This window comes from Natrinema gari JCM 14663, assembly GCF_000337175.1.
Classification (GTDB): domain Archaea; phylum Halobacteriota; class Halobacteria; order Halobacteriales; family Natrialbaceae; genus Natrinema; species Natrinema gari.
On record NZ_AOIJ01000030.1, the window covers coordinates 82,935 to 98,967 of the forward strand.

The following is a 16,033-nucleotide window of genomic DNA, read 5'->3' on the forward strand; positions in this document are numbered from 1 at the left end:
TGAAATAAGGGAACGGCGTCGAACAGCCGTGATCGTTCCGCGTCGGCGGATGGACTCGACGCCGGGACGCTCGACTCCCTCGTGTCAGAGTCGCTTGCTGACGTACGGTCCGTCCTGATGGTAGCCGAGCTTGTTCCGGTAGTACTCCCGCGCGCCGATGCCGGAGATCACGCTGACCTTGTCGTAGCCGGCGTCGGCGGCGAGTTCCTCGGCGCGGGCCATCAGCCGGCGGCCGTACCCCTGATGCTGGTGTTGGTCCGTCTCGCTTTCGTCGCCCATCGCGACTTCCGACCCGTAAACGTGGAGTTCCCGGACCAGCGCCGCGTTCTCGAGTTCCGGCCGAACGGGGTCGTTGGGGAACCGGAGTCGGCAGAAGCCGACCAGCAGGTCCTTCTCGAAGTCCTCGACGGAAATGAAGTGCTCGGTGCCGCCACAGGCCTCGTAGCGCATCACGTCGAGATCGACTGTTTCGGGTTCGTCGTCGTGCATCCCGGCCTCACGACAGCGGATGCACTCACACTCCCAGCCGTGTTCGTCCATGCGCTTGCGCGCGAGCTGCCGGAGGTTCGACTTCCAGACGCCAGCATCGATGAAGTCCGCCGGGATGTCCCGCTGGACGCGCTGGAGCCGCGTGTACCGGGGGATCATGTCCTTGATCTCCGCGATCAGATCCGCCGCTTCGTCGTTCGAGAGGGGCTCGTACTCGTCTTTGTGCCACCAATCGTAGGTCGCAGTGCCCCACCTGTCTCTTATACACATCTCTGAGCGGNAGATGTGTATAAGAGACAGCATCTCCTTGCTCATCCCCGGCTGGCCCGGCATCATGTGAAAGCCCACTTTGAACGCCGAGTCGCGCAGCCGCTGGTTGGCGTCGATCGAGGCCTGTGCGCCGTGGCCGCGGTGCATGTCGCGGTTGATCCGCTCGTAGGTCGTCTGTACCCCCACCTCGACTTTGGTGCCGCCGAGATCGAGCATTCGGTCGATCTGTTCGGGGTCACACCAGTCGGGTTTCGTCTCGAACGTCGTCCCGATGTTACGGATGTCCGCGGTCTCGTTTTCGGCGATGACGTCCTCGAGGTATTTCCACTCGTACGCCTCGGGATCTTCGGCGAAGCTAACCCCCTGTGCCGGCTCGGGCTCTTTGTCGACGTCGTAGTCGTTCATCGCCTCGAGGGCTCGCTTGACGAACCACTCCTGATAGTCGTGGCTGCGGGCGGTCATCGTCCCACCCATCAGGATCAGTTCGACCTTGTCGACGGGGTGGCCGATCTGGCGCAGTTGCTCGAGTCGCAGCGTCACCTGGCCGTAGGGATCGTACTCGTTTTGGACGCCGCGGGCGGCGGCGGGCTCCTCGCCGGTGTAACTCTGCGAGGAAGAGAACTCGGAGTCGGGGCCGCCGGGGCAGTAGAGACACTTGCCGTGGGGACACCGCTCGGGCGAGGTCATGATCGCGACCGGCGAGACGCCGGAGGCCGTCCGGACCGGCTTGCGCTGGAGCACGGTCTCCAAGTCCTCCCGGTGCTCCTCGGGCGCGTAGTCCAGCAACTCGGAGTTCTTCGGCACCTTGGGTGCCGAGTGTTCCGAACAGGCCTCGAGTTTGGCTTTCTCGACCTCGTCGCGCTCGACCTCGCCGGCGAGGATCCGCTCGACGAGCGTCTCACAGACCCGCTCGAACGCTTCGGTTTCGGTCGGTTCTGGCGTCTCGGTACTCACTACACGTGATTCGTCGCCGTTCGCGAATAAGCGTGTCGGACTCCCGGATCGAGTCGCCGATTCGAGCCGACGCGCGTGCGTCGATTCCACGTACAGTCGCGGCTTCCGAAAGGTAATCGTTTAAGGGTGGTCTCCCCCTACCCTCGGCGTACTGAATGTCTCCCGACCTGGCGATGGTCATCGCCGCGGTCGCGTTACCGTTCGTCGTTGCAGCACTCACGCCGGTCGTCTTTCGCGTCCTCGGAGAGGGAACCGGGTTCGCCGGGACCGTCGTGGCGCTCACCTCGTTCGGCCTCCTCGCGACCCAGTACGGGTCGGAAGGGACCGTCGGACTCGAGTGGGTCCCCTCCCTCGACCTCGCGCTCCGGTTCTACGTGGACGGCTGGGCGCTGCTGTTCGCGATGTTAGCGTGTGGTATCGGCGCGCTGATCTTCGCCTACTCGCCCGCGTACATGCACGGCGAATCGAGCCTCGTCAGGTACTACGCCGCATTGCTCGCCTTCATGGGCTCGATCGTCGGCGTCGCGCTCGCCGCCGACCTGATCGCGATGTTCCTCTTCTGGGAACTCACCAGCCTCGCATCGTTCGTTCTCATCGGCTACTACACCGCGGACGACTCCTCACAGTACGCCGCCCGGATGGCCATGCTCATCACCGTCGGCGGCGGCCTCTTCCTGCTCGTCGGCCTCCTCTTGCTCTCGCTGGTCGCGAGCGATGTCCTCGGTTCCGGCGCTGCGTTCAACCTCGCAGCGATGCTCGAGAACCCTGAAACGATGCAAGCGGCCCTGCGAGAGCGGGGATTGTTCCTCCCGGTGCTCGGACTGCTCGCGATCGGCGCGGGGACCAAGTCGGCACAGGTGCCGCTTCACTTCTGGCTGCCGAACGCGATGGCAGCGCCGACGCCCGTCTCGGCGTTTCTCCACTCCGCGACGATGGTCAAGGTCGGCGTCTACTTCATCGGCCGGGTCCGCCCGATGCTCGTGAGCACCGAGTGGCTGTTCCTCTTTGCGACGCTCGGCCTGACGACGATGACGGTCTGTGCGATCCTGGCCGTCGCCTCGACGGACATCAAGGAACTGCTCGCTTACTCGACGGCGAGCCATCTCGGGCTGATGGTCGCCGGCTTCGGCTTTACGTCGGTCTACGGCGCGGAGACCGGCGTCTTCCACCTGCTCAACCACGCGCTGTTCAAGGCCGCGCTGTTCCTCGTCGCCGGCATCATCGCCCACGAGGCGGGGACGCGAGAGATCGACGAACTCAGCGGGCTCCGCCACGATCTGCCGGTGACAGCGGTGATTACGACCGTCGTCGCGCTCAGCATGGCTGGCATTCCGCCGTTCAATGGGTTCTACTCGAAGGAACTCCTCTTCGAGGCCGCAGTCGAGGCGAGCCATCACCACGACATCGGCCTGCTGGGCTGGCTCTACCCTGCCGTTGCCGTCTTCGGCAGCATCTTTACCGTCCTCTACTCGCTGCGATTCCTCTCTCTGTTCTTCGGCGAGCGACCCGAGGCGCTCGGCCACGTCCACCGGCCGCCTGTCACCATGCTCGTCCCACCGGCCGTACTGGCGCTGCTCGCCGCGGTCGTCAGCGTCGATCCCCAACTCGCCGTTGACGCCATCGTCCAGTCCGGACTCGAAGCGACGGCGGTCGAGCCCCATGCCATGCACGTCGGCCTCCCGACGTCCTACTCGCCCGCGCTGGGGATGAGCGCCGTCACGATCGGCGTCGGGCTCGTCGCGTACCCGTCCTACGGTCGGCTCCACGACGCGATTCGATCGATCCCGCGGGCAGTGCCGCCGATCGGAGCGAGCTGGTGGTACGATACCGCCGTCGACGGCCTCAGCGACGAGGGGCGAGCGTTCGCCGAAACGGTCCACGACGGCACCCTCCGTACGTACGCGACGTGGACGCTGACGGCGACTTGTACGCTCGCGCTCGCCGGCTTCGTCGCGGCCGGTGCCATCGTGCCGACCGAACTGGGCGTCGAGGTCTCGCTCGCCATCGCCCTCGTCTTGCTCGTTGCCGTGATCGGCGGCGTCGCCGTCGCGACGGCCGGCTCACACATCGCCGGCGTGCTCACCCTGTCGATCCTCGGGTTCATGGTCGCCATTTTCTATATCCTCGCGAGCGCACCCGACCTCGCCCTGACTCAGCTCGTCGTCGAGACGCTGGTGCTCGTGATCTTCCTGCTCGTGATCGAGGAGATCCCCGAGCGCTACGAGGTCGAGATCGGGGCGGTCGCCCGCGACGCCGTCCTCTCGGTCCTCGTCGGCGCGACCGCGTTCGTCACCGTCCTCGTCACGACCGGGACCCGTCCCGACGGCCCGAGCGAGATCGCTCGTGCCTACGCCGAACAGGCCATTCCGCGGGGTGGCGGGGCCAACATCGTCAACGTCACCCTCGTCGACTTCCGTGGCTTCGATACCCTTGGCGAACTCGCCGTGATCACACTCGCCGCGATTTCGATCCTGACGCTGATCGTCATGCGTGACCGCGACGGCGACCGAACCGCGATTCGCGACGGCGATGAACTGACCGGCGACGATTCCGCGGGGCCACCCAGCGACGGGGGTGCCGACGAATGACGACAGTCATCATGCGCACGACCGCTCGAGCGATCGTCCCGATCATCCTGGTCGTCGCGATCTCGCTGTTCTTCGACGGACACAACCTCCCCGGCGGCGGGTTTATCGGCGGCGTGCTCACGACGACGGCATTCGCGATCGTCTACATGGGCTTCGGGCTCGACTTCTTGGAGCGCGGCATCCTCGGCCGCGATGTCGACCCCGGCAAGGAGCCGTCGCGGGACCGCGTCGTACTGGCGTATCGTCGCCTCTTCGCCTACGGCTTCGCGCTCGCCGTCGCCAGCGGTCTCGCGCCGCTGCTGTTCGGCAAGCCGTTCCTCACGCAGACGTTCGCGATGCTCGAGGGGGTCCCGATCTACGATCATCTCGAGGTCGCGAGCGCGCTCGCGTTCGACTTCGGCGTCTACTGCGTGGTCGTCGGTGGACTGCTGACGATCCTCTCGGTGGTGGGAGCCGAATGACCGGGGTCGTCCTCGCGGCCGCGATCGGGACGCTCTTCGCCCTCGGGACGTTCCTGCTCTTGCGCCGGGACCTCATCCGGGTCGTCTGGGGGCTGGCGATCATCAGCCAGGCCGCGAACGTCTATCTGCTGGCGATGGGCGGGATCGCACCGGCGACCGCCGAGTCGGTACCGATCCTGGCGGGTCACGGCGAGCACGTTCCGGAGACGGCCGATCCGCTGGTACAGGCGCTCGTGTTGACCGCGATCGTCATCGGGTTCGGCATGACCGCGTTCGCGCTCGTGCTGTCGTATCGGGTCTACGAGGAACACGACACGCTCGACGTAACTGAACTCGGTGAGAGCGAATGACGACGATGGCGACAACGACGACGATGATGAGTACCCGAAACCGGACGCCGACGGCGACGACGGGTGAGCGCCGATGACGGCGATGCCCGTCGGCACGGCATCGACGCTCGTGATCGCACCGATGCTGGTCGTCCTCGTCGCGGCTGCCGGAACGCTGCTGCTCGGTCGGCACCCCCGCGCTCGGACGGCCGTCAGTCTCGCCGGCGGAGCGGGCTACGCGATCGCGGTCGCGGCGATCGACTGGTATATCGTCCTCGCGCCGGACGCACCCGGAATCGCGACGTACCAGGTCGGTGACTTGCCGGCCCCCTTCGGGATCACGCTCGTCGCCGACGGCCTGTCGGCGTTCATGCTAACAATGGTCGCGACCCTCGGCATCGCGTCGCTGGTCTTCTCGACCAGACACCTCCCCGACGGCGAGAGACGCAGTTACTACTTCCCGCTCTTTCACTTCCTCGCGCTGGGTGTCACCGGTGCGTTCCTCACCGGCGATCTGTTCAACCTCTTCGTCTGGTTCGAGGTGATGTTGATGGCCAGTTACGTCTTCGTCGCCTACAGCGGCGGTCCCCAGCACACCCGCGCCGCGTTCTGGTACGTCTCGCTCAACCTGCTTGCCAGCGCCGTCTTCCTGCTCGGCGTCGGCGGCATCTACGCGACGACCGGGACGCTCAACATGGCCGATCTCGCACAGCGGCTCGCGAACCCGGCGGCCTACGGCCTCGAGCCCGTTCCGGTCGTCGGTCTGCTGGGCCTGTTGCTGTCGGTGTTCGCGATCAAGGCCGGTCTCGTCCCGTTCCAGTTCTGGATTCCGACTGCCTACCGGGCCGCGCCACCCCAGATTACCGCCCTCCTGGCGGGGGCGACGAAAAAAGTCGGCATCTACGCCATCATCCGACTCTCCTTTACGGTCTTTGCGGGTGCGGAGGTCGCCATCGACCTCCCGCTTCCGCTCGTCGGCGTTGCGATCACCGGCGACTCGCCGCTGCCGTTTATCGGTGCGGCGCTGTTCGTCATGGCGGCCGGCAGCATCCTTCTTGGCGGTATCGGTGCCGTCGGCCGTGACTCCATGGAAGGGGTCTTCGCGTACTCGAGCATCGGCCAGGTCGGGTTCATCGCGATCCCGGTCGCGATCGCAACGACGGCGGCCGGCCCGGAGCTGCGCAGGTTCGCGATCATCGCCGCGCTGGTGTACGCGCTCAACCACACCCTGGCGAAGGGGCTGCTCTTCCTCGCGGTCGGGACGGTCAGGTCCGCGACGGGAACGAGTCGCTTCGCCGACCTCGGTGGCCTGGCCAAGCGGTCGCCGCCGCTCGCACTCGCCGTGTTCGTTGGCTCGCTTGCACTCGTCGGTATCCCGCCACTGTCCGGCTTCTTCGGGAAGTTCCTCGTCTTCGACGCCGCCGCTCGAGCGGGCTCCGGGCCCGTTCTCGTCCTCCTGCTCGTCGGATCGCTGTTGACGATCGCCTACGCGACCCGCCTCTGGAATCGGAGTTTCTGGGGTGCACGGACGGACGCCGTCGAGGCTGCGACCGTCGACCCCGTTCAGGTCGCGATCCTCGTCGGCCTCGCGGTCGCGATCATCGCGGTCGGCGTCGGCTTCGAACCCGTTTACGAGTTCGCGGAGACCGCTGCCGAGGCCGCGCTCGATACTGAGGGGTACGTCGACGCCGTCGATCCGCAGGCGGCGAGCGACTTGGGCGGCTTGAACGGAGGTGGACACTGATGCGAGTTCGGACCTGGCCGGTCGTCGGCGTCGTCTTCGCCGTTCTGTGGGTGTTCGTCGTCGGGCAGCCGCTGACACCCATCTCGCTCGTCCGCGGCTTCCTCTCCGGATTGCTCGTCGGGCTGCCGGTGGCGTTCGTCTTCCGGCGACTATACGGCAAGTACGTGGATCTCGGGCGAGGGATTCGAGCGCTCCCCTACGCCGGGCTCTACCTGGGTGCGTTCAGCTTGGAACTCCTGCGGGCGAACCTCGACGTCGCCTATCGGGTGCTGTCGCCCGGCATGCCGATCGAGCCGGAAGTGATTCTGGTCCCGCTGCGAGTCGAGTCCGACGTCGCGATCACGGTCATCGCAAACAGCATCACGATCACGCCCGGCACCGTGACGTTGGATTACGACGAGGAGACCAACGCGCTGTACGTCCACGGCGTCAACGGCCGCCACCCCGAGGCGATCGCCGAACCGATCCGCACCTGGGAGGACTACGCCCTCGAACTGTTCGACGAGGACGCATCGCCGTCGGACCCGCCGCCGGACATCGTCGTCTCCGGCGGGGAAAGAGACAGGGGGCCGGATCGCCAAGCGGGAGGTGTCGGCGATGACTGAGAGCGATCCCGCCGTCCTCGAGACGGCGATCCAAGCCGCGTTGGTCCTCGTTAGCGGGCTCTGTGTCCTGTGTGGCTATCGCGTGATCCGCGGGCCGACGAACCCGGACCGTGTGGTCGCCTTAGACGCCATCGCGACGAACGTCGTCGCGATCGCGGTCCTGTTCGCCCTGTTGACCGGTCGGGGGCTGTTCATCACCGTGAGCCTCGTGCTCGCGATCATCGGCTTCATCGCGACCGTCGCCGTCGCCAAGTTCGTCACCGACGGCGAGGTGATCGAATGATTCACACGATCATCGTCATCGCGCTGCTCGTCGTCGGCGTTTTCTTCCTGACCGTCGGGACCATCGGGCTGTTACGGCTGCCGAACGTCTACAACCGGATGCACGCCACGAGCAAGCCGACGACGCTCGGCACCGCCGCGATCTTCCTAGCCGGCTTCGCGGAGTTCGGCCCCGGCAGCGAGGGGCTGACCGCGCTCATCGGGATCGTCTTCCTTTTCCTGACGGTCCCCACCGGTTCGCACATGATCGCCCGCGCCGCCGAGCGGATCGGCATTCCGTTCCTGGGCAGCGTCACCTGGCCCGATCCGTCGGCGGTCGAGCGCTCGGATCGATCCGACGAGGCCGAGTCGACCGACGAGTAGGGTCGTCAGCGTTCGCCCTCTCGCTCTCGGTGTCGCTCCCGTTCCCGATCGACGGTTCGGGCCGGCTGACGCTGTTCTCGAGCCCGCTCCCGGGCGTCCGCGAGCGTTTCGGTATCCAGCAGCCGCTCGAGTTTGCGCTCGAACTGTGCGTCGGTCAATTCACCCGCGGCGTAGCGTTCGCGAAGGGTCTCGAGTGCGTCGTGATCGTTGGTGACGGCGTCCGTCGGCGTCGTCCCGCGGTCCTGTTCTATCTCGTCCGTCGCCGGGGCGTTCCGTTCCCGATCGTCCGCGGGTGTCTCGTCGAACAGTAGCTCGACTATCGGGACGACTGCGATGTAACCGACGAGCAACGCCGCGAGCCACCAGCCCTGATCTGTGACCATCGCACCGAGCCAGATCGCCGTGACGAGCAGCGACGCGATGCCGGATGCGTTCTCACGAACCCGAGTCGATAGCTGCTCCCCAGTGCGATCGGTACCGGTCCCCTCGATCGCATCCATACGACGGCTTCGTACCGGGACCGCAAATACGTTATCGGGCCACGGTTTCGGCGGCCGGTATCGCCTGCCGCGGTTGGCCGCGTCGCTCCGCAGGTGCGAGACGTCGCGTTCCGACGGGAGCCCCTACGACGGGACCGGCGGCAGCGTCGCTTCGTCGAACCAGAACGCCTCGACCGCACGCCAGATGTCGGCGAACTCGCTGGGGTCGGTCGGCTTCGTGAGGTACGCGTTCGCAGCCAGTTCGTAGCTCCTGACGATGTCTTCGGTCGCCGCCGAACTGGAGAGGACGAGCACCGGCAACGAGGCCAGGTTCGGATCGTCCCTGATCGTCTCGAGGACTTCGAACCCGTCCGTGCCGGGCAGGTTCAGGTCCAGCAAGACGAGATCGATATCCGGACCGGACGCGGTCGCCGCTCGCTCTTGTAGGAACTCGAGGGCGGCGTCGCCGTCGGGGATCGCGTGGAACGTCGTGTCGAACCCCGCCGATTTGAAGGCTTCCTCGATGAGCCGAACGTCGCCGGGATTGTCCTCGACGAGCAGGAGAGAGCCGGGACCGGTGGAGAGAGACGGTGGCACGATCCGGCACTTTTCCCCACAGGGGAATAAGCCTACGTACAAAGCACGTTGGCTACGGGCCACCCGTGGTCGATTCGACGCTCACACCGGCGCTGCCGCCGCCGGACCGGTCACTCCCGTTCGACGAGCGTGCCGCCGGCCAACCCCTCCCACGCGACGCGATACCCGAGCCGCGAGAGCACCGCGCTCGAGTCGTCGATACCGGCCTCCGCCAGGACCGTTTCGGCGTCGGCGAGTTCCATACCGGGTTCGATCTCGGCGGCGAGCGCGTCGAGCACGGCGGGCCGGATCAGCGTCCGCCCGACGCGGTCGTGCTCGGGGACGGACGTGTCCGCGAGCGCGTCCGCACTCACGCCGTGGCGAGCGGCCAGCGTCTCCAGCGTAATCACGGCTTCGTCCGGCCGCAGTTCGTCGGGAAGCGCGGCCGCGCTCTCGGCGACGAGCTGCCGCTCGTACTCCCGGAGAACGTCAACGACGTCTTTGACTCGCACCGTCCCGGAGTACGGAATCGCTCGGTGGTCGCGGGCGGCGATGTCCTCGCCCACGCCGAGGGACTCGTCGACGGCGACCAGCATGTCCACGTCCTCGAGTCCCGACAGCTGTGAGAGTTTCTTCGCGACGTACTCGGGCGTCCAGAAGCCCATGATCTCGAAAAAGAGGCGGAAATCGCCGTGGGCGTACTCGAAGGCAAAGTCCGGAATCATCACTCGCGTCCCCGTCGCGAGCGGCTCCGGCTCGCGGACGAGCTCCCACTCGAGGTCGAGGGTCGAGAACCGAGCCGCGAAGTCGGCTTCGACGCCGCTGTCGAACGAAACAGCCGTCACCGGGTCGGCGTCGGGGACGCGGATCGGGTCCTCGTGGGACAGCGAGAGGGTCCGTTCGGTCCCGCGGTCGTCGATCGTTGCCGCGAGCGACCACCGCTCGCTCGTGGCGACCGTCCGGAGGAGTCGAGCGAAGCGGGTCCCGTACCGCCGCGTCGATCGAAAGAGATGGGTCGGGCCGGTGACGACGACTTCGCGGTCCGACATTCCGGCCGCTCCCTCGCGATCGGTCCGCCGGATCTCGTACATCAATCGCAGGCGCTTGATCGCCGAGATCAGTGCTTTCGGGTCGCTCGAGCGGACGCGGAGTTCTGTGGCATCGAACAGCGCCGTCTGCGCCAGCGAGAGGTTGTACTGGGCGACCAGTCCGTCGGGATCCCAGCGCGGGTCGACCGCGGTCAGGACCTGGCGGTCCTCGAGATCGGCGTAGAGGGCCGTTTCGAGTTCGTCCGCCGACACATCGAGCGACTCGCTCCCGCGGCTCAGTGCCGCCGCGCGCTCGTCCTCGGTGACGACGCCGACCGTCTCGGCGGCCTCGAACGCGGCCCGGCGGGCACGGTCGGGCGCGATCGCCGCGTCGGTCTCGAACGTCGCCTCGCGCTCGAGCAGCGCCGAGAATCCGCGCACGAGTTTGAAATCGGTGATGTCGCCCGCGTGTGGTGGCTCGCTCGAGTCACCCGAGCCGTCTGGCGTCCCGCGCTCGAGGTCGGTCAGCGCGGACTCGAGGGCGGCGCGTGGCTCGCCGACGTGACCCTGATACGTGCCGATGGCGCGAGCGGCGAGCGGACGGTGGCTCCGGTCCGCGAACTGGGGCTGGTAGCCCCCGCCGGCCCGCGAGACGCGGAGCAGGTCCTTCGTCAGCATCGGGTTCGTGTCGGCGCGGCGTCGCCAAAAGTCACCCGGACGGGCGGCGGCGACGATCGCCACCCGTCGCGCGGACGCCGGCGGCCACGTTCATCCGTCGATTGCCGGTCGAGGGCCGACTGAGTATCTCCGTCCCGCTCGAGCAGCGCTCCGGATCGGTCGGTCCGGCGCGCGCCGTGGCTGTGTCGATTGTGGCCCACACGGGACCCCCCAGTCGGATTCGCCAACCCGCTTCGCTCGAGTCGCGCCGCGTCATGGACGGATTCGTGTCGCAACCCCTCGAACGGCTAGCCGGCCGAGGCTGCCCGATCGTCACGAACTGGCCGGACGTACTAACTCCCAGTAGAAGCAACTGGACCGTTCGAATTTCGCCCGCCGACCTCAGAACGCGTTGCTCTCGAAAGTCGTGTCCGCGTGCAGGCTGTCTTTCAGCGCGTCGTGGACTTTGCAGAGTTCGAAGGCGCGGTCGATGATTTCGTCGCCGGTGTCGTCGTCCACGTCGGCCTCGACGCGAACGTCGAACCGGACCGACTCGAGTTTGTCGTCGTCGTTGAGGTCGCCGTCGATGTCGATCTCGATCCGTCCGAGGTCGTCGACCCCGCGCTGTTGGCCGCCAACGCGCAGCGCCGGTACATAACAGGAGCCGTAGGCGGCGAGCAGCGTCTCGAGCGTATCGGGGGCCGCCTCACCGTTGGCGTCGACCGTCGTCTCGAAGTCGCGAATCTCGTTCGTCGCGCTATATCCCTCGTCGGAAACGGTGGTGACCTGCTTCGCCATAGCAGTCGAATCGTCAACGGGCGGTGCTGTAAACGTTTGTGATCGCGGGAGAGGCACATCTCGATCGGGGTCATTCCGAGTGAGCGTGCGTCCACTCGGACCAGAATCGGCTGAATACCGCGGCTACCGAAGCAGCACTCATATATTTGTCACGTCTCCCTCACCCTCGTATTCCGCGACTCGAGATGGATCATCACCAAGGAACAGCGCTTCGAACTCCCAAACGCGACCAGCGGCGAGGTCGGAGGTGTTATCCAGACTTTCCTCGAATACCCTGCGTTTGCAGTGGCATTCGTTTCCCCGCTCCGAGTCCATTAATCAAATATGGTGGTTTTCAATAGACGGGCAGCGAACACACTCAGCATCGTCTCGACCCTGGTAGACAGCGCGCTGGCGTTCCGGCGCGGCCGTCGAAAGAGCGGCCTTCTGCTCCTCGCTGCGGCCGCACTTTCGTCTCGAGTCCCCGGCCTCGGGACAGCCGTGTCGTTGTTTCTCCGACTCGTTCGCCGGTTCCGATAGCTCAAGCGGGCATCGGCGACCGGGACTGAGCGCGAGGCGACCAGGACGACAAGAAAGCGCGCCGACGGTCGATACGCGCGGCGCGTTCGATCCCCGTTACTCGAGTGTGAACGGCTCGTCGGCCTCGAGCGTGTGGACGTCGGTGTCGCTGCCGATCCCACGGACCTCACTGGCGAACTCCTCGGGGTCCTGCTCGATCGGCGGGAAGGTGTCGTAGTGTTGTGGGAATACGTGGTCGACATCGAGCCAGTCGACGGCGATCGCCGCCTGCATCGGGCCCATGGTGAAGTGGTCGCCGATCGGAACCGTGGCGGCGTCGGGCTCGAGATACGGGCCGATAACCTCGCGCATCTCGGTCATGAGCGACGTATCGCCCGCGTTGTAGAACGTCGTCGCCTCGTCGTCGCTGCCCTGCGTCGGTTTCGTATCCGAAATGACGAACCCGGCCGGCATCCCGCCGCTCGTCTCGTTTTCGGTCATGATCCCGTTGGTGTGGTCGGCGCGGGTCATCGTGACGTAGGCATCGCCACACTCGACGGTTCCGCCGAGGTTCATCCCCATGCCGCCGACGGCATCCGCGAAGCCGAACTCCGCCTCGCAGTAGGAGACGAGTTCCGGCGTCGCGACCAGCGTCGCGTCCGAAAACGCCCCCGCGTGGGCGATGTGATCGGCGTGGCCGTGTGTCAACAGGACGTAGTCCGGCGTATCGATATCGGACGGCTCGAGGTCGGTCTTCGGATTGTCGAAGAACGGATCGATCAGCAGCTCGGTCTCCCCAACGGTGACGTGCCACGTCGAGTGGCCGTGCCAAGTGAGTTCCATAGCGACCGATGGATTCGGACGAGACCACAATAAAGGTGGGCGAGGTCCGACCGGGCCGCCGCACATTGCGTCGCCCGACGGACCGCGTGTGGCCCCGCACTGTCCGCAACGACTGGTTTCCGACCGGTGGCGGACATGTACAATCACCAACTCTTATACGTTCGGCCTCGGACGGATAGGACGCCGCAAGCGAACTGACACACCACGCGTGCGGTCTGGGATCGCATTCCGATCGGCTCCGGTGTACCGCGACCGCCCGTTCCGTTGCGATCGCCAGGCGGATCCACTCTCACCCATTCGGCACCCAACCACTGCGACCCCCGTGGCGTTCACGGGGCGTCAGCACACTGGGCGGCGATGCCGTGGCGTTTTTTACCCGGGGGCCGTACGGCGACTATGCTCGCACTCACGCTCGAGGAGTTCATGCTTGAGCTCAACGACGGCGCGATCAAGAACGTCGGACCGAACAACAAGGAAGCGACGGCCAAACTGTTCGACGTCGACACCGCCGAGGCACGGGAGTTCGGCGACAAGCGTATTAAACTCGTCTTCGAAGATGAGGACGACAACGAAGTACAAGTCTCGCTGTTCCCGGAGGACGTTCGGCGGATCGCCGACGATATCGAGGCGCTCGAGGAGGATTCGCCGGTTTTCGACTGACCGCGGGGCTATACCGCGGCTGTAACGGTGACCCGCGTCGCGAACGCATTTCGACAACCGTTTTAGGGCGAAACCGCTTGGTTCGAGTAGATGGGTAACTGTATCATCTGCGGCACACCCGTTGACGGCGAGATCTGTGAGAGTCACGAGGAGGATGCCGTTTTCGAATTTCGCGGCACGTCTGCCTCGCAGCTCACACCCGGTCGCTACTACCGGGGAACCGTCGACGGCTACGCCGACTTCGGTGTCTTCGTCGACATCGGAGACCACGTCACCGGCCTGTTGCATCGAAGCGAACTCGACCAACGACTCGAGAGTCTCGACTGGGAACCGGGGGACGACGTCTTCGTCCAGGTGCTCGACGTTCGAGACAACGGTAACGTCGACCTCGGCTGGTCGATCCGCCAGCGCGAACGCGAGTTCCGCGGCAAACTGATCCAGACGGGCGACGACGAGTTCCGACCCGAGGAGTTCGAAGACGACGCCGACGAGTCGGACACCGAGACGACGACCGAACCCACAACGTCCGAGGAGTCAGCTGCCGACAGCGACGGTCTCACCGACGACCGAGCGGCGACGGCCGGCGAGTTGCAGGCCGCCGCCGACGAAACCCAACCCGAATCGGAGACGGACGCCGTCGACGAGCAATCCCCGGCCGCGGACCCCGCCGGCTCCGTCGCGAGCAGCGGTTCGGTCGCGACCGAATCCGCCGCCGCCTCGACGCCGGCCACTGATGCCGAACCGGACGCCGAATCCGAACCCACACTCAAGCGCACGACCATCGGCTCCATCGAGAACCAGGTCGGCAACGTCGTCCATCTCGAGGGCGAGATCACCGGCGTTCGCCAGACCAGTGGTCCGACCGTCTTCGAACTGCGCGACGAGACCGCCACTGTCGAGTGTGCGGCCTTCGAGGAAGCCGGCGTTCGCGCCTACCCCGACGTCGAACTCGACGACGTCGTCGCTCTGGAGGGCGAAGTCGAACACCACCACGGCGACCTGCAGGTCGAGACCGAATCCCTCGATATTCTCGAGGGCGACGAGCGAGACACCGTCGTCGACCGCCTCGAGAGCGCGCTCGAACGCGAGGCCCGCCCGGCCGATGTCGAGTTGCTGGCCGATCACGACGCGGTCGCGGCCGTCAAAGCGAACATCGCCGACGCGGCGACCGCGATCCGACGGGCCGTCATGGAAGCCCGGCCGATCGTCGTTCGCCACGGCGCGACCGCCGACGGCTACGTGGCCGGTGCCGCCATCGAGCGTGCCGTGCTCCCGCTGATTCGCGAAAAACACACCCGCGAGGACGCGGAGTACCACTACTTCGAGCGACGCCCGCTCGACGGCCGCGTCTACGACATGGACGCCGCCACCAACGACGTCACCGCGATGCTCGAGGCACGCGAGCGCCACGGCGAGCAGGTCCCGCTCGTCGTCCTCGTCGATGCCGGATCGACCGTCGAGTCCACCGACGGCTACGAACTGCTCTCGCTGTACGACGCCGAGGCACTCGTCATCGACGACAGCCGAGCCGACGACGCGGTTACCGACGCCGTCGGCGTCGATGTCGCACCGTCGCTGGCCGGCGTCGACGTCGGTGCTGTCACTTCGACCGCGCTGGCAACGAACGTCGCCGCCCACGTCAACGACGACGTGCGCGACGACCTCGAGCACCTCCCCGCAGTCAGCTACTGGGAGGACACGCCCGAGGCGTACCTCGAGCTCGCGACCGAAGCCGGCTACGACGAGACCGGCGTCTCCGAGCGCCGCGAAGCCATCGAGCTCGAGGCCTACTATCAGTCCTACAAGGACAAGCGCGAACTCGTGATCGACCTGCTGTTCGGCGACGGCGACGACTCCGAACGGCCCCGGGACGGCGATCTCGCGGCCCACGTCTCCGAGCAGTTCCGCGACAAACTCGAGACCGAACTCGAGACGGCCCGCGAGAACCTCACGGTAGAAGGCGTCAACGGCGTCACCGTCTCCGTGCTCGATACGGACGCCTTCACCCACCGCTACAACTTCCCGACGACGATCCTGCTGCTGGACGCGCTCCACCGCAGCGAACGGGACCGAACGGACTCGCCGTACGTCACGCTCGGCGTCGGCGACGACGAACTCCACGTCCGCGCGACGGCCACGGTCGACGTCCGCGATCTCGGCGATTCGATCGCCGAGGCGGTACCCAACGGCGGCGTCAGCGTCGTCGGCGGCCAGGACGGCCACGTCGAGTTCCTACCCGGCGAACGCGACGCGGTCCGCGAGGCAGCGCTCGAGGCGCTCGGCGAGACGCTCGCGTAAGACCCGTCTTCTGCCGTCATCTGCCGATCGAACAGCGACGGCTCCGGCTATCGGTCCGTTTCGGTCGGCCGATGGGAGATGGATACGACTGCTCGCGGCCACGAATTTAGT

17 protein-coding genes are annotated in these 16,033 nt (G+C 66.3%); 10 read left to right on the top strand and 7 right to left on the bottom strand.

The features are described 5' to 3' along the window. Nucleotides 1-84 precede the first annotated feature (84 nt). Nucleotides 85-1,803 carry a tRNA uridine(34) 5-carboxymethylaminomethyl modification radical SAM/GNAT enzyme Elp3 gene (locus tag C486_RS01335; protein ID WP_394295327.1) on the bottom strand — a complete coding sequence of 573 codons (1,719 nt, stop codon included), beginning with the start codon at nt 1,801-1,803 and terminating at the stop codon, nt 85-87. Between the two features lie 65 nt (nt 1,804-1,868). Here C486_RS01335 and mbhE point away from each other — a divergent pair, with 65 nt between their 5' ends. The 7 genes from mbhE (at nt 1,869) to mnhG (ending at nt 8,085) form a co-directional block, all read left to right on the top strand. Next, nucleotides 1,869-4,301: a hydrogen gas-evolving membrane-bound hydrogenase subunit E gene (gene mbhE, locus C486_RS01340; RefSeq protein ID WP_049909994.1), complete on the top strand. Its 2,433-nt coding sequence runs from the start codon at nt 1,869-1,871 to the stop codon at nt 4,299-4,301. Further along, on the top strand, nt 4,298-4,762 hold the full coding sequence (locus C486_RS01345; protein WP_008452175.1) for an MnhB domain-containing protein: 465 nt from the start codon (nt 4,298-4,300) through the stop codon (nt 4,760-4,762). Before mbhE ends, C486_RS01345 begins: the two co-directional genes overlap by 4 nt. Continuing rightward, a complete protein-coding gene (locus C486_RS01350; protein WP_008452176.1) occupies nt 4,759-5,112 on the top strand; it encodes a sodium:proton antiporter in 354 nt (117 codons plus the stop codon). Before C486_RS01345 ends, C486_RS01350 begins: the two co-directional genes overlap by 4 nt. Nucleotides 5,113-5,185: 73 nt before the next feature. After that, on the top strand, nt 5,186-6,835 hold the full coding sequence (locus tag C486_RS01355) for a Na+/H+ antiporter subunit D (RefSeq protein WP_008452179.1): 1,650 nt from the start codon (nt 5,186-5,188) through the stop codon (nt 6,833-6,835). Beyond that, nucleotides 6,835-7,440: a Na+/H+ antiporter subunit E gene (locus C486_RS01360; protein WP_008452180.1), complete on the top strand. Its 606-nt coding sequence runs from the start codon at nt 6,835-6,837 to the stop codon at nt 7,438-7,440. The genes C486_RS01355 and C486_RS01360 overlap by 1 nt, the downstream gene beginning before the upstream one ends. After that, the gene (locus tag C486_RS01365; protein ID WP_008452182.1) at nt 7,433-7,723 is read left to right on the top strand and encodes a monovalent cation/H+ antiporter complex subunit F; all 291 of its coding nucleotides are present in this window, start codon (nt 7,433-7,435) and stop codon (nt 7,721-7,723) included. The genes C486_RS01360 and C486_RS01365 overlap by 8 nt, the downstream gene beginning before the upstream one ends. Beyond that, on the top strand, nt 7,720-8,085 hold the full coding sequence (gene mnhG, locus C486_RS01370; RefSeq protein ID WP_008452184.1) for a monovalent cation/H(+) antiporter subunit G: 366 nt from the start codon (nt 7,720-7,722) through the stop codon (nt 8,083-8,085). Before C486_RS01365 ends, mnhG begins: the two co-directional genes overlap by 4 nt. A 5-nt stretch (nt 8,086-8,090) precedes the next feature. Here mnhG and C486_RS01375 read toward each other — a convergent pair whose 3' ends face one another. From C486_RS01375 to C486_RS22095, 5 genes are all read right to left on the bottom strand, one after another. Continuing rightward, nucleotides 8,091-8,585: an SHOCT domain-containing protein gene (locus C486_RS01375; protein ID WP_008452185.1), complete on the bottom strand. Its 495-nt coding sequence runs from the start codon at nt 8,583-8,585 to the stop codon at nt 8,091-8,093. Between the two features lie 123 nt (nt 8,586-8,708). Then, nucleotides 8,709-9,161: a response regulator gene (locus C486_RS01380; RefSeq protein ID WP_008452187.1), complete on the bottom strand. Its 453-nt coding sequence runs from the start codon at nt 9,159-9,161 to the stop codon at nt 8,709-8,711. 110 nt (nt 9,162-9,271) lie between these two features. Continuing rightward, a complete protein-coding gene (locus C486_RS01385; RefSeq protein WP_008452189.1) occupies nt 9,272-10,846 on the bottom strand; it encodes a DUF790 family protein in 1,575 nt (524 codons plus the stop codon). A 381-nt stretch (nt 10,847-11,227) separates the two neighbouring features. Then, entirely contained in the window at nt 11,228-11,623 is a 396-nt protein-coding gene (locus tag C486_RS01395) for an OsmC family protein (protein WP_008452193.1), read from the bottom strand. Nucleotides 11,624-11,761: 138 nt separating this feature from the next. Next, the gene (locus tag C486_RS22095; RefSeq protein WP_241432449.1) at nt 11,762-11,938 is read right to left on the bottom strand and encodes an FxLYD domain-containing protein; all 177 of its coding nucleotides are present in this window, start codon (nt 11,936-11,938) and stop codon (nt 11,762-11,764) included. Nucleotides 11,939-11,947: 9 nt separating this feature from the next. Between C486_RS22095 and C486_RS22100 the strand changes: the two genes are divergently transcribed. After that, a complete protein-coding gene (locus C486_RS22100) occupies nt 11,948-12,142 on the top strand; it encodes a hypothetical protein (protein WP_083865980.1) in 195 nt (64 codons plus the stop codon). A 96-nt stretch (nt 12,143-12,238) separates the two neighbouring features. On the opposite strand, the gene C486_RS01400 is transcribed toward C486_RS22100, so the two are convergent. After that, nucleotides 12,239-12,964 carry a metal-dependent hydrolase gene (locus tag C486_RS01400; protein ID WP_008452194.1) on the bottom strand — a complete coding sequence of 242 codons (726 nt, stop codon included), beginning with the start codon at nt 12,962-12,964 and terminating at the stop codon, nt 12,239-12,241. Nucleotides 12,965-13,360: 396 nt separating this feature from the next. Between C486_RS01400 and C486_RS01405 the strand changes: the two genes are divergently transcribed. After that, complete coding sequence (locus tag C486_RS01405; RefSeq protein WP_008452197.1) at nt 13,361-13,624, top strand: hypothetical protein; 264 nt, start codon at nt 13,361-13,363, stop codon at nt 13,622-13,624. A gap of 90 nt (nt 13,625-13,714) precedes the next feature. Beyond that, nucleotides 13,715-15,922: a DHH family phosphoesterase gene (locus C486_RS01410; RefSeq protein WP_008452198.1), complete on the top strand. Its 2,208-nt coding sequence runs from the start codon at nt 13,715-13,717 to the stop codon at nt 15,920-15,922. Nucleotides 15,923-16,033: the final 111 nt, after the last annotated feature.